The sequence below is a fragment of the Mariniradius sediminis genome (assembly GCF_021491425.1).
In the GTDB taxonomy this organism is placed as follows: domain Bacteria; phylum Bacteroidota; class Bacteroidia; order Cytophagales; family Cyclobacteriaceae; genus Mariniradius; species Mariniradius saccharolyticus.
The window spans coordinates 56,425-79,626 of the sequence record NZ_JAKEVZ010000007.1 but is presented as its reverse complement, the minus strand read 5'-3'; the positions used below and the strand labels follow the sequence as shown (position 1 = coordinate 79,626).

Annotated in this window: 17 protein-coding genes and 1 riboswitch; of the genes, 4 read left to right on the top strand and 13 right to left on the bottom strand. The window is 49.0% G+C overall.

Annotated features, from left to right (window positions below; translation table 11 throughout):
- Positions 1–58 precede the first annotated feature (58 nt).
- From L0U89_RS10315 to L0U89_RS10305, 3 genes are read right to left on the bottom strand one after another with little or no spacing between them, the layout of a single operon-like run.
- On the bottom strand, positions 59–637 hold the full coding sequence (locus tag L0U89_RS10315) for a sugar O-acetyltransferase (protein ID WP_234861451.1): 579 nt from the start codon (positions 635–637) through the stop codon (positions 59–61).
- Positions 634–1,374: a copper homeostasis protein CutC gene (locus L0U89_RS10310; protein WP_234861450.1), complete on the bottom strand. Its 741-nt coding sequence runs from the start codon at positions 1,372–1,374 to the stop codon at positions 634–636. Before L0U89_RS10310 ends, L0U89_RS10315 begins: the two co-directional genes overlap by 4 nt.
- Positions 1,367–2,371 (bottom strand): isoaspartyl peptidase/L-asparaginase family protein, encoded by a 1,005-nt coding sequence (locus L0U89_RS10305; RefSeq protein WP_234861449.1) that lies wholly within the window; start codon positions 2,369–2,371, stop codon positions 1,367–1,369. Before L0U89_RS10305 ends, L0U89_RS10310 begins: the two co-directional genes overlap by 8 nt.
- A gap of 225 nt (positions 2,372–2,596) precedes the next feature.
- Here L0U89_RS10305 and L0U89_RS10300 point away from each other — a divergent pair, with 225 nt between their 5' ends.
- On the top strand, positions 2,597–3,361 hold the full coding sequence (locus L0U89_RS10300) for a creatininase family protein (RefSeq protein WP_008623622.1): 765 nt from the start codon (positions 2,597–2,599) through the stop codon (positions 3,359–3,361).
- A 127-nt stretch (positions 3,362–3,488) separates the two neighbouring features.
- On the opposite strand, the gene L0U89_RS10295 is transcribed toward L0U89_RS10300, so the two are convergent.
- The 3 genes from L0U89_RS10295 to L0U89_RS10285 all read right to left on the bottom strand — a co-directional run bounded on the left by L0U89_RS10295 (position 3,489) and on the right by L0U89_RS10285 (position 6,629).
- On the bottom strand, positions 3,489–4,667 hold the full coding sequence (locus L0U89_RS10295) for an acetyl-CoA C-acyltransferase (RefSeq protein ID WP_234861448.1): 1,179 nt from the start codon (positions 4,665–4,667) through the stop codon (positions 3,489–3,491).
- Between the two features lie 131 nt (positions 4,668–4,798).
- Positions 4,799–5,647 (bottom strand): hypothetical protein, encoded by an 849-nt coding sequence (locus L0U89_RS10290; RefSeq protein ID WP_234861447.1) that lies wholly within the window; start codon positions 5,645–5,647, stop codon positions 4,799–4,801.
- 16 nt (positions 5,648–5,663) lie between these two features.
- Positions 5,664–6,629, bottom strand: coding sequence for a vWA domain-containing protein (locus L0U89_RS10285; RefSeq protein ID WP_234861446.1), 966 nt, complete (start codon positions 6,627–6,629; stop codon positions 5,664–5,666).
- A 111-nt stretch (positions 6,630–6,740) separates the two neighbouring features.
- Here L0U89_RS10285 and L0U89_RS10280 point away from each other — a divergent pair, with 111 nt between their 5' ends.
- Both L0U89_RS10280 and L0U89_RS10275 read left to right on the top strand, forming a co-directional pair.
- Positions 6,741–9,131: a TonB-dependent receptor gene (locus tag L0U89_RS10280; RefSeq protein ID WP_234861445.1), complete on the top strand. Its 2,391-nt coding sequence runs from the start codon at positions 6,741–6,743 to the stop codon at positions 9,129–9,131.
- Entirely contained in the window at positions 9,131–9,970 is an 840-nt protein-coding gene (locus L0U89_RS10275; protein WP_234861444.1) for a DUF4249 family protein, read from the top strand. Before L0U89_RS10280 ends, L0U89_RS10275 begins: the two co-directional genes overlap by 1 nt.
- 214 nt (positions 9,971–10,184) lie before the next feature.
- On the opposite strand, the gene L0U89_RS10270 is transcribed toward L0U89_RS10275, so the two are convergent.
- From L0U89_RS10270 to L0U89_RS10250, 5 genes are all read right to left on the bottom strand, one after another.
- Positions 10,185–11,033 carry a hydroxymethylglutaryl-CoA lyase gene (locus L0U89_RS10270; RefSeq protein ID WP_234861443.1) on the bottom strand — a complete coding sequence of 283 codons (849 nt, stop codon included), beginning with the start codon at positions 11,031–11,033 and terminating at the stop codon, positions 10,185–10,187.
- Positions 11,034–11,101: 68 nt separating this feature from the next.
- Entirely contained in the window at positions 11,102–11,389 is a 288-nt protein-coding gene (locus tag L0U89_RS10265) for a Rossmann-fold NAD(P)-binding domain-containing protein (protein WP_234861442.1), read from the bottom strand.
- 415 nt (positions 11,390–11,804) lie between these two features.
- Positions 11,805–12,758, bottom strand: a complete 954-nt coding sequence (gene metF / locus L0U89_RS10260; RefSeq protein WP_234861441.1) for a methylenetetrahydrofolate reductase [NAD(P)H] — start codon at positions 12,756–12,758, stop codon at positions 11,805–11,807.
- A 3-nt stretch (positions 12,759–12,761) separates the two neighbouring features.
- On the bottom strand, positions 12,762–15,467 hold the full coding sequence (gene metH, locus L0U89_RS10255) for a methionine synthase (protein WP_234861440.1): 2,706 nt from the start codon (positions 15,465–15,467) through the stop codon (positions 12,762–12,764).
- The gene (locus L0U89_RS10250) at positions 15,460–16,503 is read right to left on the bottom strand and encodes a homocysteine S-methyltransferase family protein (RefSeq protein ID WP_234861439.1); all 1,044 of its coding nucleotides are present in this window, start codon (positions 16,501–16,503) and stop codon (positions 15,460–15,462) included. The genes metH and L0U89_RS10250 overlap by 8 nt, the downstream gene beginning before the upstream one ends.
- Before the next feature lie 56 nt (positions 16,504–16,559).
- Positions 16,560–16,659, bottom strand: a riboswitch (SAM riboswitch).
- Positions 16,660–16,851: 192 nt separating this feature from the next.
- Here L0U89_RS10250 and L0U89_RS10245 point away from each other — a divergent pair.
- Positions 16,852–17,415, top strand: coding sequence for a RidA family protein (locus L0U89_RS10245; protein WP_234861438.1), 564 nt, complete (start codon positions 16,852–16,854; stop codon positions 17,413–17,415).
- On the opposite strand, the gene L0U89_RS10240 is transcribed toward L0U89_RS10245, so the two are convergent.
- Positions 17,412–18,716 (bottom strand): hypothetical protein, encoded by a 1,305-nt coding sequence (locus tag L0U89_RS10240; protein WP_234861437.1) that lies wholly within the window; start codon positions 18,714–18,716, stop codon positions 17,412–17,414. The two genes, L0U89_RS10245 and L0U89_RS10240, sit on opposite strands and share 4 nt — an antisense overlap.
- Before the next feature lie 61 nt (positions 18,717–18,777).
- Positions 18,778–23,106 carry a PAS domain S-box protein gene (locus tag L0U89_RS10235; protein ID WP_234861436.1) on the bottom strand — a complete coding sequence of 1,443 codons (4,329 nt, stop codon included), beginning with the start codon at positions 23,104–23,106 and terminating at the stop codon, positions 18,778–18,780.
- Between the last annotated feature and the right edge of the window lie 96 nt (positions 23,107–23,202).

Genomic DNA, 23,202 nt, shown 5'->3' with positions numbered 1-23,202 from the left:
TAAATCTTAAATAAAATCAAAGTTAAAAAAAACAATAAATGACGAGCGGGGATCTACCTCACAGTGACTTTACCACCTTGGCAGGAACGCCCATCGCAAGTACATCATCCGGTATATCCTTTGTGACCACTGACCCTGCGGCAACTGTTACCCCTTTCCCGATAGAGACGCCAGGCATGACAAGGACATTTCCCCCGATCCATGTGTTGTCTCCGATCTTCACAGGCAAAGCGCGCGTTTGGTAACTTGCCTCGTCTGGCGCGGGATTGGATTTGATCCTCTCGCTCGCCGACAGTGGGTGTGTGGCAGTATAAATCTGAACGTTGGGTCCAAGCAGTACGTTTTTTCCGATATCGATTCGGTTACAATCCAAAAGAACCGCACCAGTATTGATAAATGTGTTTTCGCCGATGCTGATGTGTTTACCATAATCACAATAGAACGGGCCTTCGATCCATACACCCTTTCCCAAACTGCCAAAAAGGCTTTGGAGCAAGGCGAATCGCATTTCTCCGTCCCGTGTGGAAAGTGCCGACCATTCGCGTAGGATTTCCTTCGCGCGGTGGTACAGCTCGATAAGCTCGGGGTCGCGGGAATTGTAGTATTCACCCCTAAGCAGCTTTTCCCTCTCCGTCATGGCAACTGGTCCCTAAACTGTTTGACGATTTTCTGGTCAATACTCAAGACCTGGTAAAAGGAATCGGGTTCCTTGGAAAGTGAGACAGCCAGATGTCTATAAGAAGACTCGGAAGGCCGGAAGGACTTGCAGGAGGCATGTATTTCCTTTAGTCCCCCGTTTATGCTGAGGTTTGGCAAATGTTCGGGTTTCAAACCTCCCCCAGGCATGATGATGATTCGATCTTCGACCAAATTCATCCAATGAAGAATATTTTGGGTACCTGCGCCGACCTCATTTTCCCCACCGGAAGTCAAAATCCTCCTGAACCCACAATCGATGATATCCTCCAAGGCTTTTTCTTTGTCTTTACATATGTCGAAAGCACGGTGAAAGGTACATGGCAATTGTTCTGCAGCCTTAAGTAGGTACTTGCAGGCTTCCTTGTCCACATGCCCGTCGGACTTCAGGACACCAAACACGAATCCATCTGCACCGAGTGACTTGAGTATGCCGATGTCCTTTTTCATGACATAAAGCTCCTCGGGGGTATAGACAAAATCCCCTCCACGCGGTCGGATCATCACGAAAATCGGGATATCGAGTTTCTCCTTCAAAAAAGCCAGCGCTCCCACGCTTGGCGTCTCTCCTCCTTCTGCAAAATCCGAACACAATTCCAAGCGATCAATGCCGTACTCTGCGGCAAGCATGGCCGCTTCTATGGTGAACACGGGTGCCTCAATCAATACCTTAGCCATTTTTTGTAAAGCTGCTTTTTGAGTCAATCAAATCCTTTCCGCCTTGGTGGTGCCTCGCAAAATTAAATCCTGGGTGCACCGCAAAGGCACCAAATTCGCCATCTTTATTGATGGCAAGAAAGCCGGCTTGGATATCCTTGATATTGGCTGAGTTCTTTGCAATCAGCCGTCTCACGGCCTCTTCACAGGCCTCCTGGGGAGTTCTGCCCTGTCGCATCAGCTCCACAATCAGAAAACTGCCGCAAATCCGAATAATGGATTCCCCCAATCCAGTCGCCGTAGCCGCGCCCACCTCGTCGTCGACGTAAAGCCCTGCACCTATGATAGGGCTATCGCCCACCCTTCCGTGCATTTTGTATGCCAATCCGCTGGTGGTACATGACCCGGCCAGTTTTCCATCCGGACCAAGGGCGATCATACCAATCGTGTCGTGGTTCTCGATGTTGATAACCGGCTTGTATTCCGATTTCACTTTCCACTCTTGGTAGAGCTCCGCGGCTTTTGGGCTTAGGACCTCGGGCTCTAGCGGAAAACCTTGGGCAATCGCAAACTGTCGGGCACCTTCTCCCGCCAACATCACGTGGGGAGTCAAATCCATCACTTTCCTCGCCAAAGATATCGGATGCTTGATCTGTCGCACAAAGGCCACGGATCCGCAGCGACCATCTCCTGCCATAATGGAGGCATCCAAGGTGGCAATGCCCTCCCGGTCCGGTAAGCCCTGTAGTCCCACGGAAAGGTTTTCCAAATCCAATTCCGTCACTTTCACACCCTCTTCGACTGCATCCACCAGGTTGCCAGTAGCATTCAAAACCTCCCAAGCCCGGTCGTTGGCAGGCATGCCGTGGTTCCAGGTCGATAGGATGAGTGGTTTGAATTTCTCTGCGGGCTTCTCCTCCGCGACGGGTTTGGCGCAGGATTCCAGAACGCCCGCAGATATCAACAGAGAGGAGGATGCAAGGGATTGTTTGAGAAAAGTACGTCTATTGGTACCCATATTGGCAATTTTTGTTTGGTGGATTGACGATTCAATATTGGAAAAAAATCGCTGAAAAGTGGAAGGAGGATACTTGAATCAAGAAAAAATCTTCGTTTGGTTACAGATGACACATATGGAGACCATGACAGGCAAAATTGACAAGCAAAAATTCTATCGATTATCTTTGTTTTTGTGGACATAAACCCACCGAAACCCTATCTTCCTCCAAAAATTAAACACAACATGAGACCCTATATTTTAGCCGAAACCAACTGGAAGAGACTCCAACACGAAAGATTTGATTTGGCGGTGCTGCCTTGGGGCGCCACAGAGGCCCACAATTACCACATGCCCTACGGAACGGACGTTTTTGAAGCAGATGCCATCGGCGCCGGTGCAGGGAAGTTTGCTTGGGAAAGGGGATCTAAAGTCGTCATCCTCCCGACGATACCGTTTGGCGTCAATACAGGCCAAAGCGATATCTATCTGGATATCAACATGAACCCGAGTACGCAGTTTGCCATTTTGAAGGACATCCTGACCGTGCTCGACCGTCAGGGTATGAGGAAATTTATGATCCTCAACAGCCACGGCGGCAACGATTTCAAAACCATGCTGCGGGAGTTGGGGCTGATGTTTCCAAGGATGCTCCTTGTCACCTGCAACTGGTACCAAGCCTTGGACAAAAGCCTCTATTTTGAAGAAGGCGGGGACCATGCGGATGAAATGGAAACCAGTCTCATCATGTACCTGCACCCGAAATTGGTCTTGCCGCTAGAAGAAGCTGGGGAAGGAAGGGAGAAAAAATCCGTCATTCCGGGAATCCGAGAGAAATGGGCTTGGACGGAGCGCAAATGGTCGCAGGTCACCGAAGACACGGGTATTGGCAATCCGAAAAAATCAACTGCAGGAAAGGGAAAACGTTATTTCGACGATATCTGCGCCAAGGTTGGGCAACTGATGATTGATCTTTGCGAAGCGGATTTGAAGGAGTTGTATAGAAGCTGAAAGCATCGATCGCCGTTTCCCAGAATTGAAAAACAAAAAATCCAGACCCTTAAAGGGTGCTTAGCTAATTTATTCCACAAAAAAGGGGGAAAGTTTCCAATCCCCCTTTGTAATTCTGGATCATTGATTAGACCTTCTCAATCACAATCGCAGAAGCACCGCCTCCGCCGTTGCAAATGCCTGCCACACCGATTTTTCCGGACTCCTGATGCAGGACGGAATTGAGCGTGGTGATGATTCTCGCACCTGAAGCCCCAAGTGGGTGACCCAACGACACTGCACCGCCATAGACATTCAGCTTTTCAGGATCGATATCGAGTTCCCGTTGGTTGGCAATCGCTACTGCTGAGAATGCCTCGTTGATTTCGTAAAAATCCACGTCTTTTGCAGAAATTCCCGCATGCTTGATGGCTTTTGGAATAGCCAAAGCTGGCGCGGTGGTAAACCAAAGCGGATCCTGGGCTGCATCCGCAAAACCGAGTATTTTGGCAATGGGTTTGAGCCCAAGCGTATCTGCTTTTTCTTTGCTCATCAACACCAAGGCGGAAGCACCGTCGTTCATCGTGGATGCGTTTGCCGCTGTCACCGTTCCGTCTTTTTCGAAAACTGGCTTGAGCGAGGGAATTTTATCGAAAAATACGTTTTTGAATTCTTCATCTTCATCGATCACTACCGTTTCGCCCTTTCTTCCTTGGATTTCCACAGAGACAACTTCTTCCTTGAAGGCGCCCTTTTTCCAAGCCTCGGCTGCACGAGTGTAAGATTGGATGGCGTAGGCATCTTGTTCCTCACGGCTGATTTTCATTTCCTTGGCAGTATGGTCGGCACAGTTACCCATGGGGAACTTGTAATACACCTCGAAAAGCCCATCCTTTACCAAGCCATCCAATAGCTCGGCATTGCCATACTTGTATCCAAATCTCGCTTTAGGCACATAATATGGCACATTGGACATGCTTTCCATCCCACCCGCTACGACAATGTCATTTTGCCCTGTCATGATGGATTGGGCAGCAAACATCACTGCTTTCATCCCTGAGGCACAGACTTTATTGATCGTCGTACAGGGAACATGGTAGCCGATACCCGCACCAATAGCTGCCTGCCTTGCCGGGGCTTGGCCCAAATTGGCCGAAATCACATTTCCCATCATGACTTCCTGTACTTCTTTCGGATCGACTCCTGCTTTTTTGACGGCACCTTTGATGGCGATGCTGCCGAGTTCCACGGCAGTCAATCCAGATAACTTTCCTCCAAAGCTTCCAAGCGGCGTACGGACCGCGGAGATGATGTATACTTCTTTCATGGGTTTATATTTGGTTTTGTGAAGACTTTAGACTCAAGATGTGAGACAGAAGACTTAGGCGCTGTTTCCAAAGATATTCCGCCATGTCTTGAAGTCTTTTCATTAAAACGAGAAACAATTTGGATACAGCATTACCACTCCGGCAGATTCTTCGACGGTCGCTTGGTAGGCTTCTTTTTGTTTTGCTGAATAAAGCGAAGCTCCGCCGCATTCATGGCATCAAGGATTTGGGAGGCCTGTTCTGGAGAAATGTTCATTTCCTTGAGCTTCTCGCGGAGTTGTTCCATTCTTTTTTCCCGATCGCTCAGGTCACTTTCGATGTCACTTGCCTCCTCGGATTCCTTCTCCTCTTGGGTTTTTTCGCCAGATTTATCTTCTTTCTTCTGAGATTCCGAAGCTTCATCTTCTTCGGTTTCCTCTTCGCCCTCTCCGTCTTTCTTTTCCTGGTTTTGCTGCTGCTGATCCTGTTGCTGTTGTTCCTCGTTCTTCTCCTCCTCGTTTTGTTCCTGTTCTTGTTCTTTGGGTTGGTCTTTTTGCTCAGGATTTTGCTGGAGCCACCTGCTCAGCAATTCATAATTGTATCGGGCGGACTCATTTTCTGGCATATGGATCAGCGACCATTTGAACGCGTCGAGGGCTTCCTCGTATTTCTTTTGTCCTGCGAGAATGGTTCCATCTTGGTTGAATGAGAAAGATGCGATTGTTTTGTCAGGGCTGCTGTAAAGTGATTGGTAAGTCCTTTGCGCGAGGTCCAGCGAATCCGCATAATGATAACTCAAGGCCAGATTGAAATTGACATCTGACGTTGTCAATTCAAACTCATTGACCAATTTTAAATGGTTCTCGATGGAAGCCTTGTATTCGGCTTTGGCATAACTTCTCGACGCACTGCGGATCGCGGCGTTTTTCTTGCCCACGCTCGACCAGTCCGACAACATTGTCAGAAATGAAACCAAAATGATTCTAATCGTCAAGCTCATCATACCTTACACGTGCCTAGAGTTTGATGGTTTTTAGCGGTAACATCAGGTCGATCATCGCCAAAGCCAATGCGACCAAAAGGAAGTAGAAATACTTATTTGCAGAAGCCTCTACCATGCGGGTGCCTGTCAAAGTCCCTTCTTGTCTTTCCAAAGCTGCGATCAAATCTGGTATCTCCTGCACTGCATCGCTGAGTTCAAAGTACGCACCGCCTGTTTGTGTGGCCACGTATTTGAGGCTTTCTGTTTCAAGCCTTGAAATCGCAGGTTGATTGGTATTTTTGTCAATTACTTTTCCATTACCCCTGGGAATCGTACTTCCCTGACTTGTACCAACACCAAGCGAAAACACCTTGATCCCTTGATCATTGAGATCGGGAATGATGCTTTCGTAGTTTTTTTCAAAATCCTCCCCGTCCGAGATCAATACAATGGACTTCGAATTGGGTTGGCTTGATGTTTCCTTGTTGAATTTATCCAAAGCCAATCCCAACGGTGCGGCAAGGTCTGTGCCTTGATTTGGAACCAAGCCGGTATTCAATCCGTCGATATGAAGCTGAAGGACATTTTGGTCAAAGGTCAAAGGACACTGCAAAAAGGCCTCGGAACTGAAAATGATCAAGCCCATCCGATCTCCTGCAAACTGCTTGACCAGATTCTTCAACTCAAACCGAATCCGCTGCAATCTACTCGGACCAATATCGGTGGCGTTCATGGATTGCGAAAGATCCACCGCAAGGTAGATATCCTTTCCTTCCTCTTTGATCTCCTTCATGGAAGTGCCGATCGAAGGTCCCGACAATGCAATCAGAAAAAGTATAAAATAACTCGTCCTCAAGACCAACTTGAAAACGAGTTGGCGCTTTTTAACCTTTAGCTTCTGGTTGATTTTATAAAACCGAAACAGGTAGATAAAGTACAAAACGCCAAAAAAAATGGCCAAATAACTAACTAGACTCACATCCGGATACGCCCAAATCATGGGCTGAAATTAAAAAATATTGACCAATTGCCAACGCATTAGAATTTAATGCGATAATTTTCAACACCCAATGCACTAATTCCGTTATCCGTTGGGAATTACCGCCAACTTATGAAGTTTTTACTACCCAGTCTTCTGATTATCCTTTGCTTTGCGTTCAACTTTTCGATTGCCCAGGAGGCTAAAACCCTGACCGGGACTGTGATGGATGTGGAAGGAAACCTACCCATGCCAGGCGCCAACGTCTATTGGGAATCCGACCCGCAAAAGGGCGTGGTGACGGATTTGAGCGGAAATTTCTCAATTGCTTTGGTGGAGTTGCCCGCTAAGCTGATCGTTTCCTTTATAGGGTTTGAACCCTCTATTCGGGTAATTACCACCAATGACTTGCAAAAGGAGTTGCGCTTTTTTCTAAAGGCTGAAGCGCTTTCGCTCGAAGAAATCATCATTCGTGGACGCAATCCCGAAGACAATATCAAAGGCATTGAATTGGGGAAATCCTCGGTGCCGATTGAGACAATCAAAAATATTCCGGCGCTCTTTGGTGAAGTCGATATTTTGCGGAGCCTCCAATTACTGCCCGGCGTGCAGACTGCGGGCGAAGGGACGACGGGCTTGTTTGTGCGCGGTGGCTCTGCAGATCAAAACCTCATCCAATTGGACGGAGCGCCTGTATACAACCCATCGCATTTCTTTGGCTTTTTCTCTGTCTTCAGCCCCGATGCCTTGAGCGGTGTCGAGTTTTACAAGGGAAACATCCCGGCAAACCTCGGGGGAAGAGTATCCTCCGTTGTAGATGTATCGCTCAGGGAGGGCAACTTCGAACAAATCCGTGGCGAGGGTGGAATCGGTTCCATCAGTTCACGGCTAACCGTAGACGGGCCGCTTTTCTCCGACAAATCCTCCTTCATCGTGTCCGGGAGAAGGACTTATGCGGATGCATTCCTACGCCTCTCCAGCAATCCCGATATCAACCAAAATGACCTCTATTTCTATGATTTGAGCGGCAAGTTTACATTTAGGGCTGGTGAAAAGGATAAAATCTCATTTTCCTCTTACTATGGCTCAGACTTTTTGGGTATTTCGAGACAGTTTGGCTTAGGCTGGAACAACTTCGTGACGTCCTTCAATTGGAACAGGAACATCAGCTCCAACAAATTCTTTGACCTGAATGCTTACCACAGCAAGTACCAATATCAAGTACAATTCCAGGATCCGCAGGACGGTTTCAACTGGACCAGTAGGCTTTCGGAATCGGGCGTGCGTGCCGAGTGGACTTGGTTGGGCCCAAACAATTCTGTGTTAAAAACCGGCTATCAAGGTCAGGTTTATCATTTCTCGCCCATCGTGTTGGAAACTGCACCGGAAAGTGATCTTGATGACCTCAATACAAACCCCAGTACGGGAGTTCAAAACAATATTTTTGTCTCCGTTTCGGGGGATATCGGTCAGAAACTGATGCTCGAAGCTGGATTAAGGTTGGCCCTATACAACGAGATCGGGCAGGGTGTGATTTATACCTACGCAGGAGGTGTTCCCGACCGTGAGGCGGAGATATTGGACACGCTGCGCTTTGACCGGTTCCAAAACATGAAGGGCTACCAAAGATTCGAACCGCGGATTTCCCTCCGGTATTTGATTTCTCCCAACCTTTCATTTAAAGCAGCTTTCAACAGAAATCATCAGTTCGTACAGGTGGCTTCCAACAGTTCTGCGGGATTGCCGATTGATCGGTGGATTCCGGCGGGAACATATATTGAGCCGCTGCGGGGCGACCAAACGTCAGTTGGTTTTTTCCAAAACCTTGCCGAAGGCAAATGGGAAATATCGGTGGAAGGTTATTATAAAGACTTCCGTAACGTGGTTGACTTGCGTCAGGGCGCCAGCGTCTTGTTCAGTGACAATGTGGAAACGGAACTGCTATCAGGACAAGGATATGCGTACGGATTGGAGTTTTTGGTCCGAAAAAATATCGGCAAAACCACCGGTTGGCTTGGATATACTTACTCACGGACTTGGAGAAAAATCCCCGGCATCAGTCTCGACCAGTGGTACAATCCACGCTTCGATAGACCGCATGATGTCAATTTGGTGCTCAACCATGAGTTTTCGAAGCATTGGTCAGCCGCACTCACTTTCGTCTACACGACTGGTCAGGCCGTGACTTTTCCCATTGGGACCTATGAAGTGGACAGCCAGAAAATTCCACTGTACAATGACCTGCGGAATACAGACCGATTTCCAGACTACCACCGCATGGATGCATCCGTGACTTGGAAAGGAAAAGACAAAGGGAGAAAATGGCGTGGGAGCTGGAACTTCAGCGTCTACAACCTTTATGGCCGAAAGAATCCATTTACCTACCAGTTTACCGATATCATCAATGACGATTTCCGCTTTGACCAAGACTCGAGTGTCCCTGTAGAATCGGTACGTCCCGGAGTCGTCATGACTTACCTGTTTACTTTCTTGCCAGCCTTGACCTATAACTTCAAATTCTGATGCGTCGCCTGTTGCTTCCTTTGATTGCCATTGTTTCCTTTTCCTGCCAAGAAGAAGTGTTTTTGCCTCTGGAAAACACGGAGCCGATACCTGTCATTGAGGCCATTTGGACCGACAATCCTTCTATCAACCAAGTCCGGGTCAGTTATTCGAAGGACTACTATGATACGGCAAGTTTCGAAGTGGAGGAAAATGCCCAAGTCAGCATCCGGAATCTGCGTACCGGCGGCCAGGTTAATTTCAGGTTCAACAAGGAAACCAAAAAATATGTCGCCGAACGAAATATAAGCGGGACTTTGGGCGAGTCCTATGAGCTCAGCGTGAAGATTGGGGAAAAGGAATACAGCAGTACGGGTACGATTCTTTTCCCTCCGTTGCTTGACAGCATTGTGTATAATTTCAGGGAGGAGCGTATCTTCCGGGAAGAGGGGTATTACCTAACGGTTTATGGGAAAATCCCCTTTGCTGATGACAACAACTATCGAATCCGCATGGTGAAAAATGATACGCTTCTCAACAGCCGTTTCGATTACCTGCTGTTTGACGACACTTTCGGTACCAATATACTGGACAACGGCTTTGAACTGAATGGATTTCCGTTCAAGAAAAATGACAAAGTTCGGCTTGAGCTATATCGCCTCAACCAAGACGCATTTGATTACCTTAATCAGCTCGTGGGGCTGCTTTTCAACGATGGAGGATTGTTTTCACCTCCACCTCAAAACCCGACTTCCAACATCAAAGTGAAGTCCGGGGGAGGCCAGGTTTTGGGTTATTTCATGGCGAGTCCCTTCTTGTCCGAAACTGTGATCATCGCGCCCGAAAAAGAGGATGAATAAAGACTCGGGAATGTCCCTCTAGTAAAGAAAGGGAAGGTGCAAAAGCCGCAAAAAGATTTTGTACACGAAAAAGCCAAGAAAGTGACCTGGGATCTCCGCAAGACAGCTGCCAACTGAACGCTGCTACTGAAGACTGATCAATACCCCTGCCAACTGAACACTAGCAATGATTCGTTTTCTTTGCACCCTAGCAGTCTTTGCGAGAAACCCCGCGTTACCCGAACACCACCTTAGCCAGCTTCAAAGCCTCCCGCAATTCCGACTTATTGACCTTCGGCTGGTAACCTTCTGATTCCAGCAATTCGATCAACTGCTCAGTGGCAACGTTACCCACCAAGTCGTCCTTTGCCATCGGGCAACCTCCAAAACCCTTCAGCGCCCCGTCAAACCTCCGGCAACCCGCCTCGAGTGCTGCCTTGATTTTGACATGCATCTGTTCGGGTCGGGTATGCAGGTGCATCCCAAACTCAACATGCGGGAATGCCCCCGCCTGCACCCTATACAAGTCCCGGATCAAATCCGACTCGGCAGTCCCGACCGTATCCGCAAAAGAAATAATGCGGATGTCCATCTTATCCAATCCCTGCACAAAATCCGCGACCAACTCCGGAGAATAAGCGTCCCCGTAGGGATTCCCAAAGCCCATACTCAAGTATACGACCAAGGATTTGCCCTTGATCTGGCAGAGGTTTTGGATCTCATCGACGGTCTCCATCGCCTCAGCAATGGACTTGTTGGTATTGCGTTGCTGAAAAGTTTCGGAAAGGGAAAGCGGAAATCCCAAGTAGTCAATCTGTGGAAAAAGCAGCGCATCCTCGGCGCCGCGGATATTGGCTACGATGGCCAAAAGCTTCGAATGTGTGCCAAAAAGGTCCAATTGATCCAAGACCTCGGCGGTATCGCGCATCTGCGGAATCGCCTTTGGACTTACGAAGCTCCCAAAATCAATCGTGTCAAAACCCACATGCAGGAGTTGGTTGATGTAAGCGGCCTTGATGGCCGTATCAATGAATCCATGCAGACCCTGCATGGCATCCCGGGGACATTCGATGAGTTTGATCATGGCTTGAAATTAGGACTTTTTCTCCAAACCCACCCGAGCCCAAAAACCTGCTTGAAGACCAACAAGGGCTAGTTCACGATTTTGTTGACCCGGTCAATCTTACTGTTGACCAAGGAATCCATTTTTTGGGTAGACTTTTCAAGAAGGGAATCCATCCGGATGATCTTGTCTGTTTCAATATTGATCAATGAGTCGAGCGATTCCATTTTTTCGATTTCCCTGTTGACGAGGGAATCCAACTTATCTGCCTTTTCGGAGATAGATTGGATTTGGTCCTCCACTTTTTTTCCCAAATCATTGCAGGAAGCAAACATCAGCGTGGGAGCGAGGAACAGCAATGTGACGGATTTTTTCATAAAGAATAGCTTATGGATTTGATCTCTGTCACGTAGATCTCCCAAGGAAGTTTTGGGAAAATGCCCCGAAAACACCGATCCAAACCTTTATTCTTTTGATGGTGGGAAGCAGAAAAATTTATGGTTTTGAATTCAGCTGCCTTGCCACCTAATTCAAAGTCAATAGCATCTCGAAACGAAGACAGAAGATCGATGACCAAAAACGTTGCTTGTTGGAATTTTTGCAAGGATTGGGGTTTCAAAGGCCGGCGATACAAGCATTCTATTCCAGCCAAACCGCCAATCTGGTCCAAGACTTTCAAAAGTAAAATGCCAACGCAGCATGGTTACTTCTTCCAAAAATCGTCGATGAAAACCCTCAATCGAAACAAACAGACGCTGTTTTACGAATTTTTCAACTTTCAAATCTTCCAATCTAAAACACCTCCTTCGCAATCCTGTAAGTCGCGTCGGCCTTGCTCATCGTGTAATAATGCAGGACGGGGACACCGTGCTTTACGAGCTCTTTACTCTGTTGGATCGCCCAACGGATACCCACTTCCTTGACCTCCGCATTGGTTTTGCATTTCTCCAGCTCGTCCATGAGCGCGTCGGGAAGGTCTAGGAAAAATGTCCTCGGCAACATGTTGATCTGGCTGAGTGTCGTGATCGGCTTGATCCCCGGAATAATCGGGATATCGATTCCCATTTCCCGGACTTTCCTGGTGAAATCAAAAAACTTCTGGTTGTCAAAAAACATCTGCGTCACGATGTACTCCGCGCCCGCGTCCACTTTTTCCTTGAGGTATCTGAGATCGGACTTCAGGTTCGGCGCCTCGAAATGCTTCTCCGGATAACCTGCCACCCCCACGCAAAAATCCGTATGGAAGCCCGTCTCCGTCTCCTCGTGCAGGTACTTGCCTTGGTTCATGCCCACGATCTGCTTCACAAGGTCTTTTGTATAAGCGTGCCCGTCGGGCTCGGGGATGAATTTTCCCTCGCTTTTGGGCGCGTCCCCCCGGAGGGCCAGGATGTTCTGCACGCCGATGAAGTTGAGGTCGATCAGGGCGTTTTCGGTTTCCTCCCTGGTAAATCCCCCACAAAGCAAATGCGGCACGGCCTCCACCTTGAAGCGGTTCATCAGCGCCGCGCAGATACCAACCGTTCCCGGACGCTTTTTGGTGCTGATCTTTTCCAAAAGTCCGTTCGGGTGCTTTTTATAAATGAACTCCTCCCTGTGATAGGTCACGTCCACAAAGGGCGGCTTGAATTCCATCAGCGGCTCGATGCCCTCGCAGAGTTCCTTGAGGCTTTGTCCCTTGAGCGGGGGGAGGATTTCGAAAGAAAACAGGGTCTTGGATGCCTGTTGGATATATTCGGTGATTTTCATGATCTATTTTTCTACAACTGAAAGCGATGGTGAATAGCCCAAATTGGGGGAAAGGAGTCTTTCGGCCTGGGCCTTGGTGATGCCCTTGCGACGGGCATAGTTCCTGACCTGGTCCTCCCCTATTTTCCCGAGACCAAAATATTTGCTTTCGGGATGGGCAAAATAATAGCCGCTAACCGATGCCGTCGGATACATCGCGAAGCTATCCGTCAGCACGATGCCGGTGTTTTTCTCCACTTCCAACAACTCAAACAAGGTTTTCTTCTCCGAATGCTCCGGACAGGCAGGATACCCCGGTGCCGGACGGATGCCGATGTAGGATTCGCGGATCAAGTCATCGTTGGCGAGGTCCTCGTCGGGGGCATATCCCCACCACTCTTTGCGCACCATGGCATGCAGGTATTCGGCACCTGCCTCCGCGAATCGGTCCGCGAGCGCCTTGAGCATGATGTCGTGGTAGTCGTCGTGCTTTTCCTGGAATTCCTTCAGCTTCGTCTCGATCCCCCAGCCTGCCGTCACTGCAAAGAAGCCCATGAAGTCTATCTCCCCGGGATGGATGTAGTCCACCAGGGAGCGGTTGGGAACGCCCTTGCCCTTCTTCCCCTGTTGGCGGAGAAAATGGAACCTCTGCGCCGGCCGGCCGTCGACCAATACCTGCACATCCTCGCCATCTCTCTGCACGGGATAGATGCCGACGATGGCCCGGGCCTGTATCCATTTTTCCCTGATGATGTCATCGAGCATCCGGTTGGCATCGGCGAAGAGCTTTTTGGCCTCGTCGCCGACGACGGGATCTTCGAGGATTTTGGGGTATTTGCCCGAAAGCATCCAAGTGCTGAAGAATGGCGTCCAGTCGATATAGTTGCGCAAAACGGCCAAATCAAGGTCGTGCAGGACTTTCGTCCCCTGAAGGTTCGGAACCGTGGGACTGAAATGTTCCCAATCGATAAACACCGGATTGGCGACCGCCTCCTCGAAAGTGGCCATCTGCTTCACCTGTTGCTTGGCCTCGTGCTCTTCCCTGAGCTGCCTGTATGTTTCCTTGATCTCGAGACGGTAAGCTTCCCTTGTCTCCGAGGAAATCGCCTCCCCGGCAATCGGCACGGACTTCGAGGCGTCCGTCACATGGACCACCGTGCCGGAATAGACGGGGTCGATCTTGACGGCCGTATGGATCCTTGACGTCGTGGCTCCTCCTATCAGCAGGGGGATCTTCAGGCCCTGCCGCTCCATTTCCGAGGCGACATAGACCATCTCGTCCAGGGAAGGCGTGATCAATCCGCTGAGACCGATGATGTCCACTTTGTTCTTGATGGCCTCGTCGATGATCTTTTGCGCATCCACCATCACGCCGAGATCGATGATCTGGTAGCTGTTGCAGGCAAGGACCACGCCGACGATGTTCTTGCCGATATCGTGTACGTCGCCCTTGACGGTGGCGAGCAGTATCCTCTTCAGGCTGCTTTGTTCCGTCGGCAGGCCGGTGTCAGCAGCCGTGGGCATGAAGGGTTCGAGGTAGGCGACGGCCTTCTTCATCACGCGGGCGGATTTGACGACCTGGGGCAAAAACATCTTCCCTTCCCCAAACAGGTCTCCGACGACGTTCATCCCGTCCATCAAGGGGCCCTCGATGACCTTTAGCGGGCTCTGGTACTTGAGTCTGGCTTCCTCGGTATCTTCTATGACATAATCGATGATTCCTTTTACCAAGGCATGCTCGATGCGCTTCTCCACGGTTTCGGTGCGCCAAGCCTCGCTTTGGGCTTCCTTCTTCCCTGCGGATTTGACCGTCTCGGCAAAAGCAAGCAGTTGCTCCGTCGCATCGTCGGAGCGGTCGAAAAGCACGTCCTCCACTTTTTGGAGGAGGTCCTTCGGGATATCGTCGTACACTTCCAGCATCGTTGGGTTGACGATGCCCATATCCATCCCGTGCCGGATCGCGTGGTAAAGGAACGCGGCGTGCATGGCCTCGCGGACCGGATCATTTCCCCGGAAAGAGAAACTCACGTTGCTTACGCCACCGCTCACCTTGGCGCCGGGGAGGTTCTGTTTGATCCATTGGGTTGCATGGAAAAAGTCCAGGGCGTTTTTCCTGTGCTCCTCCATCCCCGTTGCGACGGGGAATATGTTCGGGTCGAAGATGATGTCCTGTGGATTGAACCTGACCTGCTGGACGAGGATGTCATAGCTCCTTTTGCAGATCTCGATCCTCCGCTGATAGGTATCGGCTTGGCCCTTTTCGTCAAAGGCCATCACGACCACCGCAGCGCCGAATTTCTTGATCGTCCTGGCCTGACGGATAAATTCCTCCTCGCCGTTCTTCAGGCTGATGGAGTTGACGATGCCCTTGCCCTGGACGCATTTCAATCCCTCGACGATGATCTCCCAACGGGAGGAATCGATCATGATGGGTATCCGGCTGATCTCGGGCTCCGAGGCAATCAGGTTGAGAAAACGGCGCATCGCGGCTACGCCGTCGAGCATGCCTTCGTCCATGCAGACGTCCAATATCTGTGCGCCGCCACGCACTTGGTCCAAAGCCACCTCCAAGGCCTCGTCGTATTGGCCGTTGAGTATCAGGCGGGCAAACTTCTTGCTGCCCGTGACGTTGGTGCGCTCGCCGATGTTGACAAAGTTGATCTCGGGCGTGAAGACCAAAGGCTCCAAACCCGAAAGTTTCAAAGCTTGTGGATTGTGTATCCTACTCATCTCCTGTCGCTGCCAGTTCTATGTGTCGTGGGGAATATTTTTGGGCGATTTTGGCGATCTCGGCAATATGCGCCGGCGTCGTGCCGCAGCAGCCGCCGAGGATGTTGACGTGTCCTTCCTTGAGGAAATCCTCGATCTGAGCGGCCATTTCCAGGGCACCCTGGTCGTATTGCCCGAATTCGTTGGGAAGGCCGGCATTCGGATAAGCCGACACCAGGAAGGGCGCGTTTTCGGACAAAACCTTCAGGTAAGGCCTCAGTTCCTTGGCCCCAAGGGCGCAGTTCAAGCCGACGCTGAAAAGCGGAACGTGGGATACCGAGATCAAAAACGCCTCGGTCGTCTGCCCGGACAGCGTCCTGCCCGAAGCATCCGTGATCGTACCCGAGATCATGATGGGAATGCCCCCCTCTTCGGGATTCAGGGGGATATTCCGCTCCTCAAAAACCTCCTGGATTGCGAAAAGTGCCGCCTTGGCGTTGAGTGTATCGAATATTGTTTCCACCAAAAGGATATCGGAACCTCCGTCCAAAAGTCCCCTTACCTGTTCCTTGTAGGCCTCCGACAATTGGTCGAAGGTGATCGCCCGGTAGCCCGGGTCGTTTACGTCGGGGGAAATGGAGGCCGTCTTGTTGGTTGGTCCCAAGGCACCGGCCACGAATCTCGGTTTATCGGGATTCTTGGCGGTGAACTCGTCCGCCACTTCCCTTGCGATTTTTGCGGAATGGAAATTGATGGCATAGGCCAGATGCTGCAGGCCGTAGTCTTCCTGTGCGATGGACGTACCGCTGAAGGTATTGGTTTCGATGATATCCGCACCGGCTTCCAGATACGCCCTGTGGATGTCCTTGATGACGTCGGGCCTGGACAGCGAAAGCAGGTCGTTGTTGCCCTTTAGCGGCTTGGGGTGGTTTTCCAGCTCGGGGGTCCTGAAGTCCCTCTCCTGCAATCCGTATCGCTGGATCATGGTACCCATGGCACCGTCGAGGATCAGGATTTTTGATTTGGAAAGCCGCAGCAGCAGTTCGGTTCTGTTCATCTTCTTGATTTTAAAAACTTACGCGAGGAAGAACCGGAAGAAAAACAAACTCATTCCGCTCATCTATTTCCGGCATCTCCGGAAGGGGAATTAGCACCTTGGTTTCAGGTTGCTAAGACGTCGCAGGGCCCATCCCTCGGTCTTTCTCGATAAGCAAGCCCAAATGTAAAGCCTATTCGTGGATTTTGATAATTTTTTGACGAAATCTTGTCCGCTTTGTTAGTTCGATATGGATAAGGCCTGTTTGTTGAAAATTTGAAAACCGATAGTGAAATCTGTCAACTGATTGACCTTTTTGTTTTCCGAAAAACAGTCTATCTTCAAAATCACATCTAAATCCAGAATACAATGAAATCATTTTTGCTTGCAGCCTTCCTCCTTTTCACTTTCTCCTGCGTAAAACCCGCCGAAAAAAAGCCGGAAGCGACAGATTCAGCATCTGCCGTGGCTTGGGATGCAGAGCAAAGGGTCAAGGAACTCGGCCTCATTTTGCCTGAAGCCTCAGCACCTGTCGCCAACTACGTGAACGCCGTCAGAGTCGGCAATCTCCTGTTTTTGGCAGGAAAAGGCCCAAATCTCCCCGAAGGTGGATTTGTGACCGGTAAACTCGGGACGGATCTCAGTGTGGAACAAGGCCGAGAAGCTGCACGCCTTGTTGGGATACAGCAACTGGCCGTATTGAAAGCGGAACTGGGTGACCTCAACAAGGTAAAGCGGATCGTCAAAGTGCTTGGCTTGGTCAACAGTGCCGCTGACTTTACCCAACAGCCACAGGTTGTGAATGGCTTTTCAGACCTGATGGTCGAGGTTTTTGGGGAAAAGGGAAAACACGCACGCTCTGCGGTTGGCACTAACTCCCTGCCGATGAATATTGCCGTCGAAGTGGAATTGATCGTAGAAGTCGAGGACTAAGGCCGAAACCCGAGACTGAATTGAAGATAGGGATTGGCCATGAACTTGCTCATGGACAAATCCCCCAACCGATACCGCGCTAGGGGCAGTTCATAGCCTCCGTGTAAACCAAGAATGACGCGGCTTTTATTGATTGAAATGGGAATTCCGTAGGCAATGTATACCTCAGGCTTTGCCATCAGTCCACCGTTTTTCATCATGCCGTCGTGTTTTGGTTCTTCAAACAACAGTGGGAAATCAGGTTTGAAATTATCGGTCAGCGTGTACCGGATATTTCCATAACCCAATCCTGCCAAGCCCCCCATTTCCAGATTCTTTTGTTCAAAAAACTTCAAGCCTGCATTGGCGTAAATCCGGAGGCTGTTCAGCGTTTGGCTTTTGGACTCGTTGGCATCTCCAGAAAGGCCAAGGTTGTAAAAATCCATCCCATACAGGAAGCCTTTGGTTTCCCCCAAAATCTTCAAGCCCCAGTTGTTTGGCCGACCTTCGAATGGCCTAAGTCCGTTTTCTTCCAAAACCGTGTTTAGTTCATCAGGCCTTGTGAAATGCTGGCCATAGACCAGGTGTGCACCCAAAGAAGCATCGCGGTAGAAGAAGTTTTGGTCCGGCAGTGTGATTCCCGCCCCGATTCTGAGGAAAGGACCGCTTTGAGCTGCGTTGAACCGGATGCCATTCATTTTCCAGGAATCTTCGAACGGGCTGAATGAATAGCCAAACCTCGCCAACAACTCAAACGCCTCTTCCCTGCCGGGTATGGGAAGGTCATAGCTCATTTGGAAACCAATCTCGGTCAAAAATCCCGTCATGTGCCAAGTCCCTTTATGGAGATTTCCTTCCCGCAGGATAAACCCTTGGGCCGGATTGTCCATCAGTGCCTGGAATGTCTCGGGTTCGGGATTGGGCAGCATTTGGAAATTGAGGAAACCTGAGCCAATAGACATGTAATGGATCAATTGAAATCGTCCCTCCTCCGTAAAGGAGAATCCAACATTCAAATAAAACCGGGTGCTGTTGTAGTCGATCTCATACCCATCGAAATTGGATTTGGGACCGTGGTTTTGAAACAATTCCAACCCAACAACAAAGTCATTGAAACGATACAGGTATCCAAAACTCAGGTTGGAATAGCCGTTACGCATGGGAGAAAGCCCCTTGGAGGCGAGCATGTTGTTGAATTCGCGCAGGTTGGCACCCGTCCGACCATAGGTCATGTACATAGTCGTCCTATTGGTTTGGCTGGATTGACCAAACAGGAAAATGGGGACAACCATTAACATCGCCAAGAATACAAACTTCCTCATGGTGCTGATTTTCGACCCAAAAATAATACGCGTTTTCAAAACACGATTGCCATTGGACACATTAGACCTGTAGGTATTTGATGATTTTGGTGTAAAGATGGTCAGGGTTGAAGGGTTTGCTGATGTAATCATTCATGCCAACTTCCTCGAGGTGCTCTTTGACTTCGATCAGGGAAGAAGCGGTGAGCGCGATTATTGGAACCTGGTTTTTCTTAGGATCTTTCAATTTTCTGATATACTCAGCCACTTGGAATCCATCTTTTTCTGGCATCTGCAAATCGAGCAAGATGATATTGAAATCCTGTTTTGAAAAAGCCTCAATCGCCTCGTTTCCGTCATTGGCAATCACGACCTGATGGACTCCCCACTTGGTGAGGAATTTCTTGATCATGATTTGGTTGACTATATTGTCTTCTGCGATCAGGATATTGGCATCTTGAAGGATTCGAAGGCCTTCGGTATTTCCTTGCGGACTGACTTTTTCATCTGTATTGGGTCTTGCAAATGTGATCGTAAACGTGAATCTAGTACCGCCTTCCTGCCTCCTGTACGCTTTGATATCGGAACCAAAAAGCTGGACAAGACGGCGAACGATCGCGAGTCCCAGTCCCGTACCTCCGTATTTGCGGGTAGTGGCTGCACTTGCCTGTGTAAATGCCTCAAACACCAAATCCAATTTTTCTTCGGGAATACCGATTCCCGTGTCCTCAAAATCGAACCTGACCGAAACCCGATCTTTTTTCTCACCGACATTGCTTAGTTTGATGCGGATGTAGCCTTTTTCGGTAAACTTGACCGCATTGGAAACCAAATTGTTTACGACCTGACCAAGACGTACTGGATCTCCAAGCAGGCTTTTTGGGATAGCCGGATCGATCTCAAAGATCACGTCCAATGCCTTTTCCCTAGCCTGGTATGAATAAGAATGGAGAATCCGCTGGAATACGTTTTCAAGTTCAAAGCTTACTTTTTCCAGTTCGACCTTACCAGAGTCGATTTTGGTATAGTCCAAAATATCATTGATCAATCCCAACAGATTCTCAGCGGAGAACTGGAGGGTTTTCAAATTCTCCAATTGGTCAGGGCGGGGATTATCCTCGATCAACAAATGCGCCATGCCGATCACCGCATTCATCGGCGTACGGATTTCATGGCTCATGATGGATAGAAACTGGGATTTGATCGTCGATGCTTGCTCAGCCCTTTCCTTTGCGAGAAGCAGTTCCCGCTGTGCCTCTTTCAGTTTGGTGATATCCCGCGCAATGCCAGTGTAATAAAGACCTTTGCCTTCGTCATCGGATACAAGTTTCCCATTAGAACTGAATATCCTGTATTCGCCGTTGAGGTGCCGTAGCCTGAATTCGAGGTATTGGTTGTATTTGAAGAAGTCAGATCCCTGCTTCATTTCCTGTGACATCACGGCCAAATCTTCCGGATGGAGAAATTCGGTAAGTGCTCTGGAAAGCACGTCTTCGGGTTTGTAGCCCAAAAACTGCCTTACGTTTGGTGAAATGTAGGTGAACTTCATGTTCATCCCCAGTGAGAAAATGATCTCTGTAGATTCCTCGACGAGTCTTCGGTATTTCTCCTCGTTTTTCCTTAAGTCTTCCTTTGCCTGGAATTCCTCGTTGATGTCGCGCAAAATGCCCAAAGCATATTCCACCTCGCCGTCATACGTTATCGGTTTGACGGTGATTTCATAAACACGCTTTTTGAAGATGATGTGCTTCTGCTGGATTTCGTTTTTGAGAAGGGCCTTGATGACGGCAGGCTGGATTTCGTTGAGGTTTCTCCTGTGTACCTCCGCCAAGGTTTTCCCCTCAAAATCTGCTGCGGTCATTCCCCAATCGGCGAAATTTGTGCCCTGCGCCACAATATACCTCAAGTCACGGTCAATCAGGAAAATACTTGTGCCGGGGATATTGGAGGCCAACACCCGGTAGCGCTCCTCGCTTCGTAGGACTTTCTCCCGGCTGTTTTTTCGCTCCGTGATGTCCTGTATAATCCCTTCGTGGGAAATGATATTGCCGTTTTCGTCGAGCGTTTCCACGCTTTTGTCCTCGACCCATCGGTAGCTGCCGTCACTTTTGAGGAATCTGTACTCGCCCGAATATGCTGGTACACCTGCTTTGGATTTTTTTGCAAAATGAAAATCCAGCAAATTCCGCGCATCATCGGGATGGATCAATTCCAAGATCGATTTCTTGGATTGAACCAATTCGGAGGCATTGTAGCCAAACTGGCGTATGTTGTCCGTGATGTAGAGAATCTGGAAGTCGTGATTGGGATCCACGGTGAAAAGGATCGCGGGACTGTTTTCCACGATCATTTGCGCCTTCTTGGCCAAGGCTTCCTGCTTGACCTGAAGACTCAGGTTCCTCAACACGAAGGAATACCCAATTTTGACTTTCTCGTCATTGAGGAACGGCTGGACCGAAACTTCATGAGGCTCAAAACCAGTCCCTGAAATGCTGATTTCGACCATTTCACGAATACTCGCGTCAGCAGCCAAATCTTTGACCCTTGATACAAAGCATCCATTTTCCGCAGCCTTGAACTCAAACAAGTCGTCAAATTTCTCCTCAAGTACTTGATCTTCCCGTAGTTTACATTCCCGCAAACCAGAGTTGTTAACATAAATGATTCGCAAATTGGAATCCGTCACAAAGATCGGGTCGTTAACCTGCGCGAGGATTTGGGACTGGAGTTTGAGGTAATTTTCAGCGTCCTTTTTGTGCGTGACGTCGGAACAATAGCCAAATACCTCCACCTTGTCCGTGTCCGGAATAGGTCTCACCTGAATCGTGTAGCTGATAAACTTGAGCCTGCCACTGAGGGGCGTGATCTCGAATTCGCCCGCCGTGGTGCTTTTTTTTCTTACCGCCAAGCGGAGATTTTGAAGGAAAGATTTCCGGTCCTTCTTATTGATTGCCTGCAAAAAACCCGTGACAGTGTCAGAATAGAGGTTCTCGTCAAACTCAAATATCTTTTTTAGACCCGCGGAAAAAAAGATCCGCTTTTGGGAGTTGCTGAAGCGCCATGAGCCTGATTTTGCCAATATTTCGGTTGATGCCAACAGGTTCTCATTCCGTTCCAGTCTTTTTTTGATCGCACGGTTGATGAAACTCCCTGCGTAAATATCCCCCAATTGCCGCAGTACAAACTCGTCTTTCTCGTTCCAGTCGCGCTTGCTCCTTACCGCATCCATTCCAAAAAATCCGATCAGCTTGTTTTCAGAAAATATTGGAATCAAAACGAACGACTGGATGCCCTGCTCCTGATAGATCTTCTTTTCGATTTCAAACTCATCCGGCATCAAGTCCACATCGGGTACGACCAAAATCTGACCGCCTTTCATCGCTTCCAGGGTTAAATTTTGATCAGTGATCGGGATATGCTTCAAATACTCAATTTGGGGTTCGATTCCCTCAGCGGTCCATTCATACACATTCTCAATCTCACCTATGGCTTCATGGACGAGAAAGATATACGCCCTATCCGCATCCTCAAACTCACCGAGCATCTTCAAAGAAGATCGGAATACCTGGTCGACCTGATCGTATCCAGCATTGACAAATTTGGCAGAAATCCTGTTGATCAGGTTCTCGAGCTCGTAGCGTTTTTGAAGGGATTTCTTCGCATACCAATACTCGGTAATGTCACGGGCACTGAACAATATCCCATCCACCAAAGGGTCATCCAGCAGGTTTCTGCTGTAACTTTCGATAAAAACCCGCTTTCCGCTCGGTGTGTTGATCCAGAAATTGATGTTGACCTCTTCCTTCGAGCTGAAGACTTCACGCACATCTCCTTGTTCCACTTCGATGACGCGCTGCTTCACAAAATCAAGGTAAGATTTGCCGATGATATGTGCCGGATTGACGCCGAGTTTCTCGATTACGGCTGAACTGATGAATTTATAAATGCCATTTCTGTCGAGAATCGCCAGCATATCGTGGCTGTACCTCAGCACATTCGCGATAAACCTGAAATCCTCCTGATTTTGCGCGCCCGACTCCTTTCCCAATATCTGCTGATTCAACTTCTCCACCACCGAATAATTTGCTGTTCCTTTGGCGGCGCAAATCCTCTTTTTACCCGGATTTGGAAAGTCTGTAAATGACCAAAGATAAGTAACTTCCCCCTGTGATTTGTGTAGCAGAGTCGATTTAAAATCCCTTTTGGGCAAAATTCCCTCGCTAAAATACCGCTCGATCTGATGACGGATATCTGGACTGGTAAAGAAATCGGTCCATTTTGTCCCCTGTGTTTCAATATTCTCTTTGAAATATCGATTGAAAAACAACTCCCCCTCCTCCGAAAATACGATGAGAGGGGCTTGGATATCATTCAAAAATGCCCGGAAATCCAATTTTTCGATAAGACTCATGGAAGAAGGATAGAAACACGTGCAAATGTAGGAGGCAACGTATATCTTGTGAGATGAATAAGTTCCAAAGTAAAATTTACGTGTTCAATTTTAATC

Coding starts and splice junctions, on each gene's coding strand:
- L0U89_RS10295 (WP_234861448.1), bottom strand. CDS start 4,667: ATGAAAGAAGTATACATCATCTCCGCGGTCCGTACGCCGCTTGGAAGC.
- metH (WP_234861440.1), bottom strand. CDS start 15,467: ATGAGTAGGATACACAATCCACAAGCTTTGAAACTTTCGGGTTTGGAG.
- L0U89_RS10250 (WP_234861439.1), bottom strand. CDS start 16,503: ATGAACAGAACCGAACTGCTGCTGCGGCTTTCCAAATCAAAAATCCTG.
- L0U89_RS10245 (WP_234861438.1), top strand. CDS start 16,852: ATGAAATCATTTTTGCTTGCAGCCTTCCTCCTTTTCACTTTCTCCTGC.
- metF (WP_234861441.1), bottom strand. CDS start 12,758: ATGAAAATCACCGAATATATCCAACAGGCATCCAAGACCCTGTTTTCT.
- L0U89_RS10315 (WP_234861451.1), bottom strand. CDS start 637: ATGACGGAGAGGGAAAAGCTGCTTAGGGGTGAATACTACAATTCCCGC.
- L0U89_RS10275 (WP_234861444.1), top strand. CDS start 9,131: ATGCGTCGCCTGTTGCTTCCTTTGATTGCCATTGTTTCCTTTTCCTGC.
- L0U89_RS10290 (WP_234861447.1), bottom strand. CDS start 5,647: ATGAGCTTGACGATTAGAATCATTTTGGTTTCATTTCTGACAATGTTG.
- L0U89_RS10305 (WP_234861449.1), bottom strand. CDS start 2,371: ATGGGTACCAATAGACGTACTTTTCTCAAACAATCCCTTGCATCCTCC.
- L0U89_RS10235 (WP_234861436.1), bottom strand. CDS start 23,106: ATGAGTCTTATCGAAAAATTGGATTTCCGGGCATTTTTGAATGATATC.
- L0U89_RS10240 (WP_234861437.1), bottom strand. CDS start 18,716: ATGAGGAAGTTTGTATTCTTGGCGATGTTAATGGTTGTCCCCATTTTC.
- L0U89_RS10310 (WP_234861450.1), bottom strand. CDS start 1,374: ATGGCTAAGGTATTGATTGAGGCACCCGTGTTCACCATAGAAGCGGCC.
- L0U89_RS10270 (WP_234861443.1), bottom strand. CDS start 11,033: ATGATCAAACTCATCGAATGTCCCCGGGATGCCATGCAGGGTCTGCAT.
- L0U89_RS10300 (WP_008623622.1), top strand. CDS start 2,597: ATGAGACCCTATATTTTAGCCGAAACCAACTGGAAGAGACTCCAACAC.
- L0U89_RS10265 (WP_234861442.1), bottom strand. CDS start 11,389: ATGAAAAAATCCGTCACATTGCTGTTCCTCGCTCCCACGCTGATGTTT.
- L0U89_RS10280 (WP_234861445.1), top strand. CDS start 6,741: ATGAAGTTTTTACTACCCAGTCTTCTGATTATCCTTTGCTTTGCGTTC.
- L0U89_RS10285 (WP_234861446.1), bottom strand. CDS start 6,629: ATGATTTGGGCGTATCCGGATGTGAGTCTAGTTAGTTATTTGGCCATT.